Origin of the sequence: Lentzea xerophila (assembly GCF_051094245.1) — a bacterium.
GTDB lineage: Bacteria > Actinomycetota > Actinomycetes > Mycobacteriales > Pseudonocardiaceae > Lentzea > Lentzea xerophila.
Window position 1 is genome coordinate 5,623,309 of sequence record NZ_CP194934.1, and the last position, 19,236, is coordinate 5,642,544.

Annotated in this window: 15 protein-coding genes and 1 pseudogene; 8 read left to right on the plus strand and 8 right to left on the minus strand. The window is 69.4% G+C overall.

What is annotated here, in order from left to right:
* Window positions 1-63: 63 nt before the first annotated feature.
* Together ACRSBM_RS26835 and ACRSBM_RS26840 are read right to left on the minus strand one after the other, a co-directional pair.
* A complete protein-coding gene (locus ACRSBM_RS26835) occupies window positions 64-738 on the minus strand; it encodes a hypothetical protein (RefSeq protein ID WP_434453524.1) in 675 nt (224 codons plus the stop codon).
* 51 nt (window positions 739-789) lie between these two features.
* Window positions 790-924 (minus strand): annotated as a pseudogene (locus tag ACRSBM_RS26840) (RING finger domain-containing protein); the annotation flags it as partial.
* A 228-nt stretch (window positions 925-1,152) separates the two neighbouring features.
* Here ACRSBM_RS26840 and ACRSBM_RS26845 point away from each other — a divergent pair.
* Together ACRSBM_RS26845 and ACRSBM_RS26850 are read left to right on the plus strand one after the other, a co-directional pair.
* Window positions 1,153-2,745 carry a putative adhesin gene (locus ACRSBM_RS26845; RefSeq protein WP_434447230.1) on the plus strand — a complete coding sequence of 531 codons (1,593 nt, stop codon included), beginning with the start codon at window positions 1,153-1,155 and terminating at the stop codon, window positions 2,743-2,745.
* Window positions 2,685-3,050: a hypothetical protein gene (locus tag ACRSBM_RS26850; RefSeq protein WP_434447232.1), complete on the plus strand. Its 366-nt coding sequence runs from the start codon at window positions 2,685-2,687 to the stop codon at window positions 3,048-3,050. Before ACRSBM_RS26845 ends, ACRSBM_RS26850 begins: the two co-directional genes overlap by 61 nt.
* A gap of 11 nt (window positions 3,051-3,061) precedes the next feature.
* On the opposite strand, the gene ACRSBM_RS26855 is transcribed toward ACRSBM_RS26850, so the two are convergent.
* Complete coding sequence (locus ACRSBM_RS26855) at window positions 3,062-3,472, minus strand: SsgA family sporulation/cell division regulator (protein ID WP_434447234.1); 411 nt, start codon at window positions 3,470-3,472, stop codon at window positions 3,062-3,064.
* Window positions 3,473-3,705: 233 nt separating this feature from the next.
* On the opposite strand from ACRSBM_RS26855, the gene ACRSBM_RS26860 reads away from it, so the two are divergent.
* Window positions 3,706-5,001 (plus strand): putative adhesin, encoded by a 1,296-nt coding sequence (locus tag ACRSBM_RS26860; protein ID WP_434447236.1) that lies wholly within the window; start codon window positions 3,706-3,708, stop codon window positions 4,999-5,001.
* A 4-nt stretch (window positions 5,002-5,005) separates the two neighbouring features.
* Here the strand turns inward: ACRSBM_RS26860 and ACRSBM_RS26865 are convergent, their stop codons facing one another.
* On the minus strand, window positions 5,006-7,888 hold the full coding sequence (locus ACRSBM_RS26865; RefSeq protein ID WP_434447238.1) for a non-ribosomal peptide synthetase: 2,883 nt from the start codon (window positions 7,886-7,888) through the stop codon (window positions 5,006-5,008).
* Between the two features lie 218 nt (window positions 7,889-8,106).
* Between ACRSBM_RS26865 and ACRSBM_RS26870 the strand changes: the two genes are divergently transcribed.
* Window positions 8,107-9,099 (plus strand): PAS domain-containing protein, encoded by a 993-nt coding sequence (locus tag ACRSBM_RS26870; RefSeq protein ID WP_434447240.1) that lies wholly within the window; start codon window positions 8,107-8,109, stop codon window positions 9,097-9,099.
* 10 nt (window positions 9,100-9,109) lie between these two features.
* Here the strand turns inward: ACRSBM_RS26870 and ACRSBM_RS26875 are convergent, their stop codons facing one another.
* The 4 genes from ACRSBM_RS26875 to ACRSBM_RS26890 form a co-directional block, all read right to left on the minus strand.
* The gene (locus ACRSBM_RS26875; protein ID WP_434447242.1) at window positions 9,110-9,961 is read right to left on the minus strand and encodes a hypothetical protein; all 852 of its coding nucleotides are present in this window, start codon (window positions 9,959-9,961) and stop codon (window positions 9,110-9,112) included.
* A gap of 148 nt (window positions 9,962-10,109) precedes the next feature.
* On the minus strand, window positions 10,110-11,366 hold the full coding sequence (locus ACRSBM_RS26880; RefSeq protein WP_434447244.1) for a sensor histidine kinase: 1,257 nt from the start codon (window positions 11,364-11,366) through the stop codon (window positions 10,110-10,112).
* A 15-nt stretch (window positions 11,367-11,381) separates the two neighbouring features.
* Window positions 11,382-12,068, minus strand: coding sequence for a response regulator transcription factor (locus ACRSBM_RS26885; RefSeq protein WP_434447246.1), 687 nt, complete (start codon window positions 12,066-12,068; stop codon window positions 11,382-11,384).
* Between the two features lie 211 nt (window positions 12,069-12,279).
* On the minus strand, window positions 12,280-13,698 hold the full coding sequence (locus tag ACRSBM_RS26890; RefSeq protein WP_434447248.1) for a sigma-70 family RNA polymerase sigma factor: 1,419 nt from the start codon (window positions 13,696-13,698) through the stop codon (window positions 12,280-12,282).
* Between the two features lie 724 nt (window positions 13,699-14,422).
* Between ACRSBM_RS26890 and ACRSBM_RS26895 the strand changes: the two genes are divergently transcribed.
* The 4 genes from ACRSBM_RS26895 to ACRSBM_RS26910 are packed head-to-tail and all read left to right on the plus strand — an operon-like array spanning window position 14,423 to window position 19,236.
* Window positions 14,423-15,424, plus strand: a complete 1,002-nt coding sequence (locus tag ACRSBM_RS26895; protein ID WP_434447250.1) for a 3-oxoacyl-ACP synthase III family protein — start codon at window positions 14,423-14,425, stop codon at window positions 15,422-15,424.
* Window position 15,425: 1 nt separating this feature from the next.
* On the plus strand, window positions 15,426-16,325 hold the full coding sequence (locus ACRSBM_RS26900) for a hypothetical protein (RefSeq protein WP_434447252.1): 900 nt from the start codon (window positions 15,426-15,428) through the stop codon (window positions 16,323-16,325).
* Entirely contained in the window at window positions 16,322-18,205 is a 1,884-nt protein-coding gene (locus tag ACRSBM_RS26905; protein ID WP_434447254.1) for an AMP-binding protein, read from the plus strand. Before ACRSBM_RS26900 ends, ACRSBM_RS26905 begins: the two co-directional genes overlap by 4 nt.
* On the plus strand, window positions 18,202-19,236 hold the full coding sequence (locus ACRSBM_RS26910; protein ID WP_434447256.1) for an NAD-dependent epimerase/dehydratase family protein: 1,035 nt from the start codon (window positions 18,202-18,204) through the stop codon (window positions 19,234-19,236). Before ACRSBM_RS26905 ends, ACRSBM_RS26910 begins: the two co-directional genes overlap by 4 nt.

Here is a 19,236-nt window from a genome sequence, read left to right on the forward strand (position 1 = left end):
TCAACGCGGACACCGCCATCAGAGCGCCCTGGGCTCGGCGGCCACCAGGCTTCTGCCTGGTTCTCAGTTGCAGAGTTGGCCAGTGATCAGCTGACCGCGCAGCACGTGGTTGTCCTCGGCAGCCCCGGCGAAATGGCCGAGCTCGGCCTCCAACGTGGAACGCACGGCCGAGAGAACGGCCCCCAGCCTCGCGCACGCGTTCGCCATCGCGTCACCGGGATCGGAGAGAAGTGCCGGCGAGCCCGGTGCGCGAGCAGCCTCCACGGTCGACCACACGTGGATGAGCAGCCCCACTTCACGCCGCAGGGGCGCGAGGTCGTCAGACAGTCGCGGCACGGTCTGACGGTGAGCCTCCAGCCCCGCACACAGCTCCTCCAGCACCGCGAGATCGCGGGAGTTGGGTGGCCACAGCGGCACCATGCTCCCGGTACGTGCGGCCGCGGGTGCGCGGCGCCATCGGACGCTCGCCTCGCACAGGTCGTCCACCTGGCGCGTGACGCCCATGCACAGCGCGGAAACCTGAAGGCGGATCGCCTCGATCGCATCGGCCCTGGCGGCGAGCGCGGCGAGCACCAGCCCTGCCGCGGTACCCAGATCCGGCGGCGTGCCGTTCGCGGACAGCGCAGCGAGGTGATAACCGAAGGCGGTGTCGAGGACGCCGGAGTTGGCAGCTGCCAGTCGGTGTCCTGGGTCGTGCAACGTCGGAATGAGCTCGTGCACGTTCCGAAGCACGGGCACGTGCACACCTCGCACCCACAGCGCGTGAGGAGATTGGTGGCAGGAGGGGCAGGTAAAGCCGCGAGGCCCCGACACCAGCACCCAGTCGCGCAGGCACCGCACGCAGAAAGTGTGTCGGCACGACAACCGCGCTGCTGTGTCGGCGGCGTGCCGCTCAAAGCAGATGGCGCACTGGTTGACCGACATCAGAGCACACCTCCGGACGAACTGGTCCTGCCTCACCTGCGCCTAGGACCCCTCGGCCCGGCCGCCGTTACGGACGCGCCGCGGAGATCCACGTCACAATCCGATCAAGGCCAGCGCTTGATCCGTGCACCGAGGAAGGGCCGCGGGGGCAACCGCGGCGCGACTCGGGAGGTGCACGGTCTGTCCTGTCCGGAAATCAGGTTGCCGGAGACTCGGAAGGATGCGCACATGGTCGGGGGCAGGCTGTTCCTGGTGGGGCACGGGCGCGGTGTCGTCAACGAGCCGGTGCTCGTGCCTCCGGGCATGACCGTGCACTTCTACGCCCCGGAAGGCGAACTGCTGTCCACCATGATCGTCCACGCCACACTGGCCACGGCAGGCCGGGAAGGATCCCTGTGGTCGGCGGGTCCGTCCGGCACGCCCTGCCCCAACGTCTGGCTCCAGAGGTGGGCTGACGACGAGATCGCCAGGGCGTTGACGACGCTTCCCGGCGAGGTGGACGCCGTGTTCGTCGGGGACGGCCGCTATCCGATGCCTGCCGCCGGTCTACCGTTGTGCCGTCAGCCACAGCACTGCTCGAGCGCCGGACGGCACCGTTGCGGCGGATGGCTGGACCTCCTCGGTGACAGCACCGAGCTCCACGTCCTCGCCTGCCTCGCCGCTGACGACTCCGAGCACGCGCGCCTGCACGTCACCACCGCCGCTGACGCCGCCGCGCACCCGGACGACACGCTGCACGCCGAGCTCAGTGCCGAGGTCGACTTGTTCATGGCACTCGAGCCCGCTCAACGGGAACAGCGGTGGAGCTCGTGGCCCGCGGGCACCAGGACGATGATGCTCAGCTTCGTCGACATGCACGAGTGGCACGCCGTGCGCTCAGCGCACCGCGTGCTGGCGGAGGACGGTGAGTTCGCGCTGGAGCGCTACGCCCGGCGGCTCCCCGCGCAAGAACGCAAGCTGCTGGACGCGGATCGGCGGATCGCGCCGGCGCGCGAACGGGTACGCGCGTGGCTCGGCCATTGGCACGAAGGGTTGTGGCTCGCCGACGACGCGGCGGAGGTGCTCGACGGGCTGGCGCCCCGCGAGCGCGCCGCACTCGCCGCCGGCTGGCCCTCCCTGGTTCAGGTCCTGGAACAGTGGGCAATCGCGTTCCCCACCGGCCTGACCGCGGAGGTGTTGTGCGACATGGCGTTTGAGCACAACGCGGAAGTCCTGGCCGCGATGATCTCGGATGTCCGCCTCCCGTGCGCCGTCGGACCGGACGTGGTCGTGCTGGCGCCGCAGCTCCTGCGCACCGGCACCGAACACTGGCACCAGGTGCTGGCGCGGGCGATCGAGGACTGGCCGGTACACGATCGGCACTGCGTGGTCGCTGTCCTCCCGGACGGGCTGGAGCTCAGCGGCGCCGCCGTGCGCGCACATCCCGGATCATGGTCCGCCTTCGCCGCGGCACATCCCTCGCTGGGCATCAGAACGACCACCGCACGGCGCAAGCCGCTGGATGTGCGCGACCTGGGGCCTCTCGTCGAACCAGTCGCCCTGCGGGCCGATGCGAGAGCGATCGTCGATGCGGTCGACCGGCTGAACGCGGCGGCCGACGCGCCGGAGCGGAAGCCGCCATCCGTGCCGTGCACACCGCGATGGACGGGTGCGACACCGGGATGCGGCGCGTGTGCCATCTCCTCATCCCCTCGCCGCTGCTCACCTTCGAACTCTGGCGTGGTGGCATCGCCGGTCTGCTGGAGGCCTGCGCGACCGTCGTGGACGAGTTCGGCGAGGAAGGCTTCACCCTCCCGGAGGTCTCCGCACTGCCGGATCTGAGCGACTTGCGCCGCCTCGCCCGCTGGGTCTGTTCGCCCACTTTCGACCGGGCGCTCGACGGCATGGCCGACATCGAGCACCGCGCGGTGACGGTCTACCGCATGTTCGGCGACCTCATCGGCTCGCCTGTCTCCGACGAGACGTACGACCGGCTCACCGCGCTCGTCGGTGAGCTGGAGGAGGCCTGCGAGCACACCGCCGGCCACACGACCGAGGTGGAGGAGGTGCTCGAACGACTCCCCGGCTGGATCAGCGGGCTCCCCCATGCCCTGTCCACTCTGTCCCGCCGGCTCCGCCAGCTCTGAACAGGCCCCGGTCAGTCCGCTCCGGACACGAGCTCGGCGATGTCGCGATCCAGCTCCGCGACGACGTCCTCGGCACCGTCGGCCACGAGCTCGAAGGTCCGGTCCAGGAAGTCGGCCACGACGAGCAGTCGTGCGACGAAGTCGATCGCGCCGAAAGGGGTGGCCAGGCTCAGCAGCACGCGGGCGCCGTCGCCGGACAGCGGGCGCAGCCGCACGTCGCCCTCTCCCACTGGACCGATCAGGCCGGCGGCGAGGAGGTCACGGGCGAAGGTCCACGAGACCTCTCCCCCACTGCCGTGGCAGACCACCGCGACGGCCAGCGGGTCACGCGTCGAATAGCGGAGGTCGGCCGCGACCGGCTTGTGCCCGCCGTCCGGGCACACGAGGCGGAAGGTGGTCGAGCATTTCAGGTCGGTCGGCATGTCGGCTCCCACGGGATCGCCGGCCGGACGCCACCGCCTCCGAACGCTGCTGGCGAGCTCTCCCGGCTTCTGGTCCTGACTCGTCGAGCGTCGCACCTGGTGCCACACCGCGACCTGTGCGCGGGGGAAGCCGACCGGGTGCATCGGGCAGTCCCCCGGTGCCCTCGGTGAGGCCCCCAAGGGCACCTCGGCGCACGTAACGTCGGAGGTGACACGGACGTGGAGGTGCGCGCATGGTCGCCTATGTCTTCGGGCACGGTGAACGCGCTCTCGGCCGGTCCGGCACTTTCGTCCCTTCTGGACGGTCGCTGGCGTTCCTGGCGCCACCAGGAGACTTCGCGACGATGGCCAGAGCGGCTGAGGTGATCTGGTCCGGCGGTGACACAACAGGTTTGGACGTCGTCACGAGCCGGGTGGGAACACCCTGCGCGCCGATCCCGAACTACACGCTGTCGCCTCTCGCAGACCACGAGCGGGCGGTGCTGACTCGTGTGATCGCCGAAGCACCTGGTGCGGCCAACGCCGAGTTCTACTGGGTCGGCGCCGATGTGCCTGCGGGGCCGTACTGCACGGCACGCTGCCGTGCAGCCGAGCGCGAGCACCGCAAGGATTGCCACGGATTCTTCAACGTCGTGTCCGAACCGGACGTGATCACGATCAACTGCCGGGCCGTGCGCGTGAGAGAGGTACTCGGCGCCCTCGTGCCTTTCGTCGCTCCGAATGCAAGGCAGCCGGACGCGTACGACGACGTCCGCGCCGCGGCGCAGGAGGTCCGGCGCTTGGTGGCGCAGCGCCGGCATCTCGACGCATGGCAGGCGTTGCAACGGCTTTCACCGGCAGCACGAGCGCTCGTGGAGGCGTCCGACCACACCGTGGCTGAGTTCGTGCGAGCGATGTCCGAGCGCGCGGCCCATGCCACCGGCTGGATGCCGGACCATGACCAGGTCGGCGTCGAGCCGTTCCGTCAGGGCGAGGTGTGTGGCGACCTCGAGGTCGCGTGGACGAACTACCACTCCGGGACACGGGCGACGCCTCCGCTGCCCGCGGGGCTCACCGACTGCCTCGCAGCGTGGCAGAACGTCTTCCTGGCCTGGCTTCAGGACTCGTCCGACACGCCACTGGCGCTGTACCACCTGGTGCTGCTCGCAACCTCAGAGCGCCGGGCGGCCCTGCACGCACCGCACCTCGACGAGGACGCGAGCACGCCCGCGGCGTTGTACGCGCTGAGCGGCTATGTGGACGACGTACACCGGCTGTGGTGTGGTCCGGGCAGCGAGACGGTGCTCGTGCAGCTCGGCCTCGGTCAGCTGACGCGCTATCCGGACGAGCTCGGCGCATTGGTCGACGAGCTCACCGCGCGATGGGCAGGCTTGCACGAGGACAGCGGTCTGGCCGAGGCGTACTTCGAGGGGTTCGCGATGAGCCGGTCGTTCGTCGACCACGCCCACGACATGCTGCTGGCCGCCTTCGACGAGCACGTCGTGCCGCTGTTCCGCGCGGCGCTCAGCGTGACACCGCGCATCGGATAACCGATCAGGCGGAACAACGATCCACGACCGATGCGATGGTCCGGGGCGTCGGCACCCGCACCATCTCCCTCAGCTCCGCCATGAACGCCGCCTCCCGCTCGGCTCCCACGACGTCGACGGCGACGGCGGCCAGGACCTCCAGCAGCGCCACGGAGGTACCACCGATGCGGACGAAGTCGGTGTCCGCGGTGACCGCACAGGGGTCGACGCCCAGCACCTGCGACCAGATGCGGATGATCTCCAGCAACGTCGGTGACCGCAACGCCTCGACGTCGGTCTTGCCGCTGACGGTACGTGGCAGTTCGTCGACCAGCACCATCAGCTGGGGGACCATGTGCCACGGGAGCAGCTGCGCGAGATGCCGGCGCACCGCCGCCTCGTCGAAGGACGCGGACGCGATCACGTGCGCCTGAAGCACCGGCTCTCCTCGCGACTCGACGGCGGTCACGACGGCACGTGCGACCGCCGGGTGCTGCTCCAGCGCCGCCTCGACCTCGGCGGGCTCCACGCGAAGCCCTCTGAGATTGATCTGCCTGTCCACCCGGCCCAGGTACTCGTACTCCCCCGTCGGCAGTTCGCACACCAGGTCTCCGGTGCGGTATCCGCGTTCCCCGGAGGGCAGCTGTTCGAAGCGCGCGTTCTCCTCCACGGCGCCGAGGTAACCGTTCGCCACCTGTTCGCCGGTGAGCAGCAGTTCCCCGTTCTCGACCTGGATACCGGTGCTCCCCTGTGGACGCCCGATCGGAACCACCGTCCCGCGGTGGCGTTCCTCGTCGTACTCGGCGACCAGGCACTCGACGGTCGCCTCCGTGGGGCCGTAGGCGTTGAAGATCCGGCATTGCGGGCCGAACGAGTGCTGGGCGCGCAGAGCCACGTCGGTGCGCAACTGCTCGCCACCGACCACGAGCAGACTGATGCGGCCTGGCAGGAGCCGCAGTCGGTCGATGAGGCTGAGGTGGGTGGGGGTCAGCTTCAACGCCGTGGCGCCACAGCCCTCGACGACCTCCCGCAGTGACACGTGGTTCACCTCGTCGGGCACCATCGCCACACTGCCCCCCACCAGCAGCGGGAGGTACAGGCCCGTCACCGTGAGGTCGACCGCGAGCGAGGTGAACACCGCGAACCGCGTCTGCGCGCCCACTCCGTACAGGGGCACCGCCCAGTCCGCGTAACTCGCCAACGCCCCGTGGCTCACCACCACCCCCTTGGGCGCGCCGGTCGACCCGGAGGTGAAGATCACGTACGCCGGGTCCGGCGCCGCCGGCCGCCGGCGGAACTCGACCGGCTCCGACGGCCACACGTCCTCCAGCACCAACACCTCGCACGGTGCGTCCACGCGACAGCTCTGCATCCGCTGCGCGAGACACAGCGTGACCCCGGCGACGGTCAGCGTGGAGTTGATCCGGTGTGCCGGGTGCTGGGTGTCGAGCGGCAGGTAAGCTGCACCGCTCTTGAGCACGCCCCACAGCGCCACGACGGCCGCCGCCGACCTCTCGGCCAGCACTCCCACGAGCGCTCCTTGGCCGGCGCCCGCTGCTCGGAGCGCCTGAGCCACGGCATCGGAGCGGCGATCCAGCTCCTCGTAGGTGAGCGTCTGGTCCCTGCCGACCACGGCCACCGCTTCCGGCGTGCGCCGGGCCTGCGCGCAGAAGCGGTCCACCACGGTGGCCTTCGCTGCCGGTGAAGGCCGTGCCGGGGTGTCCAGGGGCACGGCCTCTCCGATCTGGTGCAGCAGAGCCCTCGCCGCCCTGGTGCCCTCACCCGGAGCCGGCCGGCAGGCGAGTGCAAGCTCGGTGCGGCCGTCTGTCTCGGTGACGCACAACGAGATCGGGCTGACCGGATCGTGCACCGGGAGCGAGTACGCCGATGTCGCGATGAATCCCGGCGCGGACATCTCGGCCAGGTCGACATGGCCGACATGCGATACGACCGCTGAGCACAGGTAGCCCTGCTCCGCCGTCCGCGCCGCGACGCGCGAGAGCAACGGACGCAGCGCGCTCAACGGCATCCGCCGGAGAATGCTCCACCACGTGGACGGCACGGCGAGCTCACGCCGTTCGGCCAATGCGGCGAGGAGTTCGCTGTGGACGGATCTCCAGTCCGCACCGGACCGCACGTCCAGCAGCACGGGCAGCGCGAGGTTCGCGGTCGACCGCGCGTAGGTGTGCCTGCGCAGGTCGACGGGGATGATGATCCGCGCCGTGTCCCCGTCCCCGACCGAAGCGAGTGCGGTGGCGATCCGGGCCACGGCACCGGCGTGGTTGCCCGCGATCGTGTGACGCACCCACACCGGGTCGCCCGAACCGTCGTGCGGGCGCCCGGCTCGCAACGGAGCCGGCCACGCGAACCGCAACCGCGGCGATTCGGCGCTCGTCGTCCTCTCGGCCAGAACCGCGGCCTCCGTGTCCGGTGACGGTGCTCCGACAGGCGCCTCACCTCGCAGGACACGGAACACGTCTCGGGCCCAGGCGAGCACGCCCCTGCCGTCCATGACGCCGTGGAAGGCGCGGAACACCACCGAACACCTGCGTCCCCGGACCAGTTCCACCTGGCACGTCGGTCCGCTCACGGCGTCCACGGTCTCGGCGAGGAACGGCAGGTCGGCCAGTGGGTCGGCTTGTCCCGCACCCGCCAGCACCCGCACCGGCGGCGCACTGCCGCTGTCCACCCACGTCCGGCCGCGCCGCACGAGCCTGCTGCCGGGGCACGCATCCGCCGCCACGCGCACCGCGGCCACCACGTCGGCATGGCGGAGATCCCCTCGGCCCTGCACGACGAACTGGATCACCAACGGTGTGGAGGGTCCGGCGGTAGCGACGTAGAGGCGCTCCACGGGAGACAGCGGGCGCTGGAACAGATCATCGCCAGTGCGGCTGTGGTTGGGCATGGGTCCTCGGTTCGGCTCGGGTGACCCAGTTCTACGGAAGGTGCCTACCGCGCGGCACTACCGATCGGGCACACCGGTGTCCTGATGTCGATCAGCTGAACACCGTGCCGATCAGGCAGACGATCGCGACCCGGTGCGGACCGATCGCCGCACGCGCCGGCACCCCCGCCGGTCCGAGCATGAACGGTGATCTGGATCGAACCTGCCGGGGAGACCGAGTGGACCGCAGCAGACCCACCGACGAACGCGTGCTCGCCACGGTTGTGCGAGCGTCACCGTTCCCTGCCTTCCTGCGCGAGGCGACGGGCAGGTACCTCTGGGTCAACGCCGCCTTCGCCGCTCTGCACGGAATCGCCTCGCCCGCCGAGATGCTCGGGAAGCGAACGTGGGAACTCAGCCCTGCCGACGTGGCCGAGGAGCAAGCCGCGGCCGACCGCGCGGCCCGGCGCAGCGGGCATGCACTTCCCCATTCGCTGACCGTGGAGTGGGACGGTCGCCGGTTCGTCCTGCCCGGTCACGTCTTCCGCGTCGCGATGCCGGACGGGGAGGTCGTGGTGGGAGGGATGTACGTCGACACCGCGGCCGCCCGCGTAAGAACACCCAAGACGGGAAACACCGCACCAGCACAGGAGCCGGAGGTGACCACGGCCGCGCCGTGGCGGGCCGCATCCGCGGCGATCGCCATCGTCGACGACGACGCCGTGGTGGTCGACGCGAACGAGGCCTGGCTCGCCCTGCTGGGCAGGGAGGCTGACGAGGTGCTGGGGCAGCCGCTCGGACGTCTCCTGCACGGATCTCACCCCGCGTCCAACCCGTCGTTGCTGGACCACAGCCGCTCGAACCGGCCGTTGGACGCGCAACTGGTCCATCAGGCAGGCACCCTCGTCCCGGTCGAACTGCACATCGTGAACGCGACGCCCGAGCGCTATGTCGTGTGCGCGAGCCAGGTCGGCCCCGCCACCAGCAGTCCGCACGCACTCACCGAGCAACAGGCCAGTGTGCTGGAGCTGCTCGCGGTCGGCAGCGACAACGCTCAGCTGGCGAAGCGAATGGGACTGTCGAGGCAGGGGCTGGACTACCACATCCGGCAGCTGCGCGCCGAGATGGCAGCCGCGAGCCGAGCGGAGATCGTGGCGCGGGCCTACTTCCACGGGGTGCTGGACGTGCGCACCTGGCCGCCGCGAGTGCGCCCTCGCCACGTGCGCGGATGACCCCGCGACGTCACTCGGCGATGCACATGCCGACGACGCGCTGGGGGAATCCGTCTGGCCCCGCGGACGAACGTCCGATGACGCGCACCCAGTTGCCGTGGTGGTCAGGCAGGAACTGGAACCGCTCGTCCATCGGCTTCCCGTGGCGGACGAGCTCGAGCCACGCCGGCATTCCCGAGTCCACGGTCTCGGAGCTCACGATGGCGAGCGCTGCGTCGAAGTTGGGCGGTGTGGTACCACGAGCGATGCCGAAGAGGTCGTACATGCCGTCGGACCACACGATCTCCCCTGACACGAGGTCGACGGAGAAGACACCGATGCCGCTTCCGGCCAGCAGGTCCACCGCCGCGGCGACGACGAGCCGGTCGGCGATCGGCACCTGTACCCCGTCCTGCTCGACGCTGTCGTGCCCGGCGAACCAACTGACCAGAACGAGGGTGCCCGCCGGTGTGGCCCGCACCGAGACAAGCGGCCCGCCGACGAGATCGGTGAGCGGATCCGGTGCGAAGACGTCGGTGGTGATCTTGGCGCCAGCGCGCGTCGCGCGGTCGGCGAGCAGAGCGACATCACGAGCCGTGTCCTCGGCGAACAGGCCACGCAATGCCCCACCTACAGCCCCACCTTCCGCGCGGCGCAGGTGGCGAGCGGCTTCGGCGTTGTGGGCGACCAGGACGTACGCCCCGCGGAGTTCGGCCGGAGCGGTGTTGCGCAGCAGAATCGCCGGCTGGTGCATCAGGTGCATCGCCCGCAGCGCCGCCGCTTCGTCCTCGGCGGCGTGATCAGCGACGCCCGCCTTCCTCCCAGACCGCTCGTCGAGCCTGGTCCGAGCAGGAGGGACGCCCGTCGGATCGTCCTTGTTCACAGCGCACCCTTCACTCCCCCAGCCCACATCCGGCGTCAACCGCCAGTAGAGCGTACTTCCAACCAACATTGTGCAGCAGGGGCTATTCGGCCGATTCGCGGCTTGTCCCAAACTCTACAAGTTCACCACAAAGTGGCTATACCACGCCTCACAGTTCTTTGACGTCACAACCAGTCAATCGCATTTCAGCTCTCTCCGCCTCACCTGGGTCTCCTTCCGGATTGTCGGCGCGGAAGCGATCGCGCCCGATCGGAAGGACGACCGTCGCCTCGGTGCCGCCGCTCGGGCGACGCACGACCGCGAGACGACCTCCCGCACCCTCCACCCGCAGTATGTGGCTGGCCAACCCGACATGACCGTCGGCGAGCTTGCTGGTGATGGCCTCGGGGCGCACGCCGATGCCGTCGTCCACGACCTGTAACCACAGGCGGTTGTCCAGCTGGAACAGGTGCACCGTCACCTTGGTGGCGCCGGAATGGCGTGCGGCGTTACGCATCAGCTCGCGTGCGGCAGAGTAGAGCAGGGACTCGTGCTCACCACCGCGCAGGTCCTCCAGGTCGTAGTCGATTCGCAGACCGGAGCGCGCAGAGATCTGGTCTCCGAGTCCTCGCAGCGCCGCGGGCAGGCCGAGCTCCGACAGAATGCGCGGGTGGAGTTCGAACACAGCATCCCTGAGTTCCCGCAATGTCGTGACCAGCAGCTGTTCGAGTCGTTCCCGAGTCGGCCCCGCGGGCAGATCCTCGAGTTCGAGTTTTGCCGCCAAGAGGTTCTGAATTGTGCTGTCGTGCAGTGAATCAGCGAGTGCGGCCCTCTCACGTTCTTCGGCAGACACCGCGTCGGACAACAGCTGCTCCCGTTGTTCGAGGAGGTGACTGATGCGTTGACCGCGTCGCCGCAACGCAGCGGTCAGGGTCGCGCACACCGCGGTGAACCACAGCAGGTATCCGCAGTAGGTGACCGCTCGGAGAACGTCGTAGACGCCTCCCCGGTGCGGGTCGAGGTTGTCGAAGTCGGCGCTCGTCAGCGGAAACACGGCGAGCAAGCCGTACGCGCTGGTGGCGACGGCGCCGACCGCCGCGGTCGTCCAGGCCTGATAGAGCGGTATCGCCGCGACCGGGAGGAGGAAATACGCATAGCTCACCTCGGCTCCGGCGCCACCCGAGTACCAGGACAGCAGCGTGATGCAGAGCAGGTCCACCCCGATCGGTACGAGGACCCTCCCGGTCTGGTCCACGGCGGGTCCGCGGGCCCACTGGAACCAGCACACGTTCCACAGCGCGTACGCCGCCAGAACCAGGACCAGCACGCGAGGGTGCATGGTCTCGGAGTCGAGCAGACTCGCGCTCATCGGCACCAGAACGCCTAGCCTGGTCCACGCGGCCATCCGGTATTCGGGGTGCTCCACCCGCCCAGCCAACCTTCAGTCCCCGGTGTCGCCGGCCAGCCGATCGGGCAGGAAACCGGCTTCCGCATGTACACCGATCGTCCTGTCAGGCCGCAGCGCGCGGGCGACGAGGAGCGCGGTCTCATGATCTCGGAGCTTCCGCAGCGCGGTGCGGAGATTGCGGCGGACGCTGTCGTCGCTGAGCCCGAGCCGATACGCGATCTCGCTGTTCGGCAGGCCTTCGGCACACAGCCGCAGCACTTCGAGCTGCTGCCGGGTCGGAGGCGGCTTGCGCAAGTCGGTCACAACGTTGTCCTGGCGGTGTCCGGCGGCAGCGAGCAGGTCGAGAACCGCACTCACCTCGCAGTCGCGTGGCACGAGGTCCGCGCATCCGTCGGCGAACACGCGGTCGAGCTCCCGCTTCGCTGATCCTCGAGCCGGGAGCAGCGCCGTGACGCGAACCTCGCGGAACATCCCCGCCAGCAGCCTGCACCCGTAGGTGCCGACATCGGAGTCGAGGTCGACGACGAGCACGTCGACGTTGCACACGATGCACAGTTCGATGGCACGTCGCACGTCCGGCACGACACCCACCCACTCCAGCCGGTGGTCCGCTGCCACCGCCTGTGCCACGCCGGTCGCGAGCAACGGGCAACTCGACAGCAATCCCACTCGCTTGCCGCCGGCATCGCCCCGAGACCTGGCCACGCCGTCCGCCCGCATGGCTACCCCTTCCAACGCCGGCGACGCACGAGGCCGACCGGCAGGCGCCGCGAGAAGTGCGCCGCCAGTGCAGAAGACCTGGGGGGCACGGATGCCTTACGGGCATTGGGCTGCACGTTCGCACCGTTCAGACAGCCGCGCGGCTCTTGTCCACAGCCCTGCGCGGCTGGGCAACCAGGCACTGTGCGGCGGTGGGCACGGCACGAGGACGTCACGCGGCGGAAGGCTGCTCCGCCGTGGCTGCTTGTGAATCAGCGGACTGGTCAGCGTCCGGGTCGGAGCCAAGCTTCAGCGGGGACACGACCACGATACCGCCGGCGAGCTCGACAGAGACTCCGCCGTCGCAGATCTCGCCGGGTACCACGGGCGCCTCGGCGGAGGTCGACGGCGCTTCGGCGACCGGCATCCCGGCCTCCTCCACCTCGACATGTCCGTCCGGCATTGATTTCGCCTCACTGTGGGCGCCGACCGGAACAGGCTCAGGAGACGGGGACACGGGCCGGACGCCAGGCGCCGTGGGCGTAGAGGTTGCGAGGACAGGCTGCGCGGCAGGCACGGAGAGCGCGATCCACGCCGACGTCGAGGACGTCACCGCAGAGCGCCTGGTGACCACCGCGTCCACTTCGGCATCGGGTGCAGGCCGCGCCGCGTTCGCTCCGCCACCAGGCTGCCTCGCCCCCCACGACGTGCCACCGAGGACCGGAGCCGCGAATTCGGCGTCGTCGATGTGCGCAAGCACCGGCCCCACAGCCTTCACCGACCACAGCAGCGCGAAACCCGCGGCGAGCGCGAGAACGCCCAGCCCGGCCAGCTTCCGCGACCGAGGAGGACGGACGATCTCCTCGGCGGGAGAGACGGGCCTGGGCACGGCGGACACGAACCGGCGCATCTGGTTCAGAAGATCGGTCAGCTCGGTCACCGCATCCCGGCACGCGGCGCACCCCTCGAGATGCTCCGCGACACGCGCCCGCTCCGCACGCGCGAGTCTGCCGCACAGCCACCGAGCCAGTTCGCTCGCGGGTTTGCGGCACTCCGCCGGACGCAAGCCGCTGATGTGCAGCTGGAGGTAGGCGAGCCGGAGTCCGTCACGGGCGCGGAACGCGAGAGCCGACACGGCGTTCGCCTTGATGCCGAGCGTCTCCCCGACCGCCTCGGTACTCTGCTGCTGGACCTCGAGCAACCAGAGGACGTGCTGCCAGCGCTCGGGCAGGGAGGCGAACGCCTTCGACGCGAGTTCGAAGTCCAGCTTGTCGACCACGCGCTCCGACATGCCCTGCTCATCGCTGGCGACCTCGTCGAACTCGTCGCAGTGCGAGTAGCGCTTCTCCACCGCGCTGCGCTTGTAGAACGTGGTCCGCACGGTCGCGATCAGGTAGGCGCGGAAGGCCGACACCTGACCGCGGCCGACCGTCATCCGGTCGAAGATCTTCACGAAGGACTCCGCCACGAGGTCGTCGACCTGCTGCCACGATCCCACCAGGACGCGTGCATACGCACGGGCGGCGTCCACGTGTCTTTCGTACAGCATGGCGAACGCCTGTTTGTCGCCCATGGCAACTCTGCCCACCAGCTCGTCATCGGTGACGTCGGACGAGGCGGACTCGTTGTCTTCCCCAAAGGCAGCGGCCATCGCGATCTCTCCACTCCACCAACCCACGCGACCGGCCAGAGCGCTGTTCCAGCGGCGCGAAACACGTTTCGACAATGCCCGATGATGCATAACATCGCGAATGACCATAAAAACGTTACACGGCCATCCAAACGGTTTGTCGCTCTGTTCTGAACGACAACAAAGACGCAGGCCAACCCATCAACCACGACCCCGAAGATCACTTCCAGAAGCCATTTAGGACTATAGCTGCTCTTTCCCTCGATGGCACTAGCGAGAAGTAATCCAAATGGCTTCGATTCATCCCGTGACCAGCATGACACAGACCGTGACAGCGGCCCTGATCGGCGGTTTTCCCGCACAGCAGGCCACCGAGCAGCAACACGGCGTCCACACCGGATCGGAGGGCAGGCCAGAGTGGACAGACGGAATCCCTCCGACGACCACTTGCAGTAACAACGCCAGAACGGACCGCATCACACTTTCGGCCACCCTTGAAGTGTCACGCCGGCGATAACACAAAGGGCGGCCGAGCTGCCGCCAGCCCGATGGCAGCAAACATGAATTCAGCAGGCCTGCACTTCGGGATCTGCCCGATCAGCCATGCCAATCGGGCATCGAGCCAGGTCTGGCCGCAGGCCGATGAGGCAATGCGCCGACTGCGCCGGCCGCGGAAACGTTGGCCGGACCAAAGATCTTGACTTAGGAGCGCCGTGTGACGTTTTCCCGTTTGGAGTCTGTGGGGGTGCACCTTCCACCGAACCTCAGGACGACGGCCGAACTGCTGGAGGCGATGAGCGTTCCTCCGCCGTTCGACCTCGCCGGTGTGACCGGGATCGATGAGCGGCGCGTGAGCACCGAGGACTCCGTGGAACTCGCCGTCAGGGCCGCGCACGACGCGCTCAGCCGCTCTCGTCACGCAGCGGCCGACCTCGACGTCGTCATCTCGTGCTCGATCTCGCGCTTCCACAACGGCACGGAACTGACCTTCGAACCCGCTCTCGCGACTCACGTCGCGCGCCGGATCGGCGCCTCCACCGCGATTCAGTTCGACGTGTCCAACGCCTGTGCGGGCATGATGACCGGCGTCCTGGTACTCGACCGGATGATCCGCTCGGGCGACGTGCGCAACGGACTGGTCGTCAGCGGCGAACGGATCACGCCGATCGCCGACACCGCGGTCCGCGAGATCGATTCGCCCGAGGACCTGCAGTACGCGTCGCTCACCGTCGGCGACTCGTCGGCCGCGGTCGTGATGGACGTTTCGCCCGATGGGAACGACCGGATCCATCATCTGGAAATGATGTCGTGCGCCGAGTACGCCGACTTGTGCGTGGGCATGCCGAGCGACCGCACGCAGGGCGTCGCGCTTTACACGAACAACCGCAGAATGCACGACAAGGACAGGCTGCGGCTCTGGCCTGACCTGCACCGCCTCGTGCTGGACAAGCACGGCACGACCTTCACCGAAGAAGGCTACGACCACGTCATCCACCACCAGGTCGGTTCGGTCGCCGTCCGGAACTTCCAGCGGTGCGGCACACAGGCGTTCGGCACGCCCATGCCGCAGTCACTCGCGGTGTTCGACCGCTATGGCAACACCGCGAGCACCTCACACTTCGTCGTCCTGCACGACCACCTCCGGAGGGAGCCGCTGATCCGGCCCCGCAAGTACCTGTTCATCCCGGCGGCCTCCGGTCTCGTGACCGGGTTCTTGTCCGCCACCGTCACGAACCTGGAGGTGTGAGTTGGGCGTCGTCATCGCACACGTCGGGGTGAGCGAGAGCACCGAACCGCAGGGGTCCACCGCCCATGCCGCTGTGGCCGTCGCACGAGCGTTGGACGGGCTGGGGGTGGCACGCCAGGAGATCGATGTTCTGCTCGACGTCGGCGTGTACCGAGACTCCAACGTCGTGGAACCCGCCAACGCGGCACTGGTGCAGAAGGCCGCGGGCCTCAATCTCGACTTCCCGGTCGCCGCACGGCCCATGTTCTCGTTCGACCTCATCAACGGTGCCTGCGGCCTGCTCAACGCCGTGCAGGTGGCCCGGAGCCTGACGGATTCCGGCACTGCCGAACGCGTGCTGGTGGTCGCCGCGGACGGCCACCCTTCCGGGCAGCAGCAGATCGAGGTGGAAGGTTCGGGGTTCGCACACGCACCCGCCGCGGCCGCTCTGGTGCTCGAGCGTGCGCCTGACGACCGCGGGTTCGGCCCCATCGCCGTCCGCACAGCAGACAGCGACCACGCGGCATCGGGCCACGTCGACATCGCCACCATGGGCTCCGCCGGTCGGTCCACGCTCACCGTGCGGCACACCGCGGCGGCCGAGCGAGCTCAGCTCGAACTCGCCACCGACCTCGCGATCGAACGAATGCGCGAGGAGCAACTGTCCCCGGACCGCACGTTGCTCCTGGCGGGCACCCCGTTTCCCTCGTTCGCCAACGAGCTGGCCTGGCGCATCGGTACGCGGCACTGTCAACCGAGGCTCGCTGGTCCACATAGGACTGTCCACACGGCGGCGCTCGGGTGCGCGTACGACGAGGCGTTGCGCCGCGGCCTGCTCGACGAGTTCGACCACCTGCTCTTCGTGACCGCGGGCGCGGGAGTGTCCGCCGCCTGCGGCTCGTACCGGATCGGCCCGTCATGACCGGCACCCCCACCCGTGGAGGCGTCGCGGCCCGGTTCCACGCTGTCGCCGGCGCGCAACCGGACAAGGCGGCGCTCGTGTGCGGAACCGTCAAGGTGAACGGCGTGGTCGAGTACACGACCACCACCTATGGCGAGCTCGCGGCCACGGCACACCGCTTCGCCGCCGCGCTGACGAAAGCGGGAGTCCGCAAGGCGACGAAGACAGCCCTCGCCTGCCCTCCCGGGCGCGACCTCTTCGCTGTCGTCTTCGCGCTTCTCGACGTCGGTGCGGTTCCGGTGGTCGCCGACCCCGGACTCGGATTGCGTGCTTTGACCCGCGGTTTTCGCCATGTTCGCCCGCAGGCGCTGCTGGGCGGCCCGCAGGCCCACGCTCACGCCAGGGCGAACAGGTTCGCGTTCGGATCGGTCCGGACCTGGCTGACCACCGCCGCCACACCCTGCCCCGGTGCCCGATCGCTGGTGTCGAGTGCCGGGGGCCGGGCGGCGCCGGCGAAGATCGAGCCGGACGACCTCGCCTCCATCGGGTTCACGACCGGCAGCACCGGTCCCGCTCTTCCGGTCGAGACGTCCCATGGCGGGTTGTCCGCCACCGCCGACCTGGTCGCCGAGGTGCACGGTCTGTGCCCGGACGACGTCTCGCTGGTGCTCTCGCCCTTCCTCGCTGTCCTCGACCTGATGAACGGGCTCACCTGTGTGCTGCCACCGGTTCGTCCCGCCGCGCTCGCGTCAGCCGACCCCGCCGTGCTGGCCGACGCGATCAACCGGTTCCGGGTGACCACGTTCTTCGCCTCCCCTCCGGTGCTGGACGCGCTCACCGGATGGCTGCGCGCCAGCGGGACGCGGGTTCCCTCAGTGCGCAAGGTGATCACCGGTGGCGCCCCCGTCCCGCCCGCGTTGCTCGACAGCGCTCGTCCTCAGTTCCACCCGGCGGCGCGGTTGATCACCACCTACGGATCGACCGAGGCCCTGCCGATGTGCTCGTTCGACCAGGCAGGTCTCGCGGCCGACCGATCCGACTGGGGCACGCCGCTGGGCAGCCCCGTACCGGGCACCGAACTGAGACTCGTGGCACCGGACGACGGCCGGCACGGCGATCCGCTCACGCCGGTGGCGACCGGTCAGGTCGGCGAGATCGTGGTCACGGGGCCGCAGGTCAGCACCAGATACCACCGTTCGCCCGAGTCCGACAGAGCGCGCAAGATCGAGCGCGAGGGGCGGACGTGGCACCGGACGGGCGACCTGGGCCGGATCGACGAGCAGGGCGTCGTCTGGTTCCAGGGCCGGATCAGCCACGCCGTGCCCACCAGGTCCGGCCTTGCACTCACCGCGCCGTGGGAGCGCCTCTTCGACGAGCACCCGGCGGTTCGCCGTTCCGCACTGGTGGGCGTGGCCGGGCAGCCGGTCGTGTGTGTAGAGCTGCAACGCGACACACCTCGCTCCGACTGGCCCGCTCTGCGCGCAGAGCTCCAGGCGCTGGCGCAGCGCCACGAGATGACGCGCCATGTCGCGCATTTCCTGCCGCACCGCGGCTTTCCCGTCGACATCCGGCACAACGCCAAGATCCGCCGTGATCTCCTGTCGAAGTGGGCGGCCGAGCAGCTGGCCGGTCGCGGCCCACGGCTGCGCACCTTCCTGCTGCGGCTCGTGCCGGTGGCGGGCTGGATCTACTTCCTGGCCGGTCTCGTCCGGCCCTTCGAGGACCGGCGGCTCAGGGCGCTGTGGTGGTTGGTCGGCCTGCTGTCGACGGCAGGGCACGGAGCACAGCTGTTCGTGGTGCTGCCGCGCGCACGGCGGCTCGGTATCTCCCGTCGTCGTGCGGCCGCCGCGACCATGCTTCTCGGCGCCACGTGGCGCCCCGGCCGGGGAGAACGACGATGAGAGTTCTGATCACCGGCGCGAGCGGGTTCCTCGGTGGTCACGTCGCCGAGGCATGCCATGCGACGGGTGACGAGGTCCGAGTGCTCGTGCGAGAAACCAGCGACGTGAGGCACCTCGCCGTTCTCTCCGGTGTCGACCTGTGCGTCGGCGACCTCACCGACCGCGCCGCCGTGCGGAACGCGGTGCGGGGCGTCGACGTGGTGCACCACGTCGCCGCGCTCGCCACCGGCGCGGGCACGGCTCGTGACCACTGGGACGTCAACGTGGCCGGCACGCGGTCGCTTCTGCTGGAGTCGATGGCGGCGGGAGTGCGTCGGTTCGTACACGTGAGCAGCCCGAGCGTGGTCATGCGGGACGAGGACGCGCTCGGCGTCACCGAGTCGGCGCGCTATCCCGGCCGGTTTCTCAGCGAGTACTGCCGGACGAAGGCCGTCGCGGAACAGATCGTGTTGTCCGGCAACGGTCCTGGGTTCACGACTGTCGCAGTGCGACCGCGGGCGGTGTGGGGGCCCCGGGACCGGAACGGGTTCCTGCCGCGCTTGCTCCGCCTGATGCGCACGGGCCGGCTGCCCGATCTCTCCGGTGGCAGGCGCGTGCTGGCGTCGACCTGCCACTGCCGCAACGCCGCACTGGCGTGCGTGCAGGCGGCGCACGCCAAAGCCGATGCGGTCGGCGGCAAGGCGTACTTCATCACCGACGAGACCGATGTCGACGTTTGGGAGTTCCTCGCCGAAGTCGCGGAACTGTTCGAGGTGTCACCACCAGGACGCCAGGTTCCGCTGTCGCTCATGCGGCCGCTGGCGCGAGCACTGGACCTCGTCTGGCGCCTTCCGCGGCTGGCACGACGCGGTGCGCCGCTCTCCCGCTATTCGTTGGCGCTGCTGACCCGGCACGCCACCTACGACACCAGCGCCGCGAGGACTGAGCTCGGGTACCAGCCCGTCATCACCCGGAGCGAAGGGCTCGCCGAGCTCAGTGACTGGGTGCGCGAGCTGGGCGGTCTGGACGAGCTGCTGCACACGACTCGATGA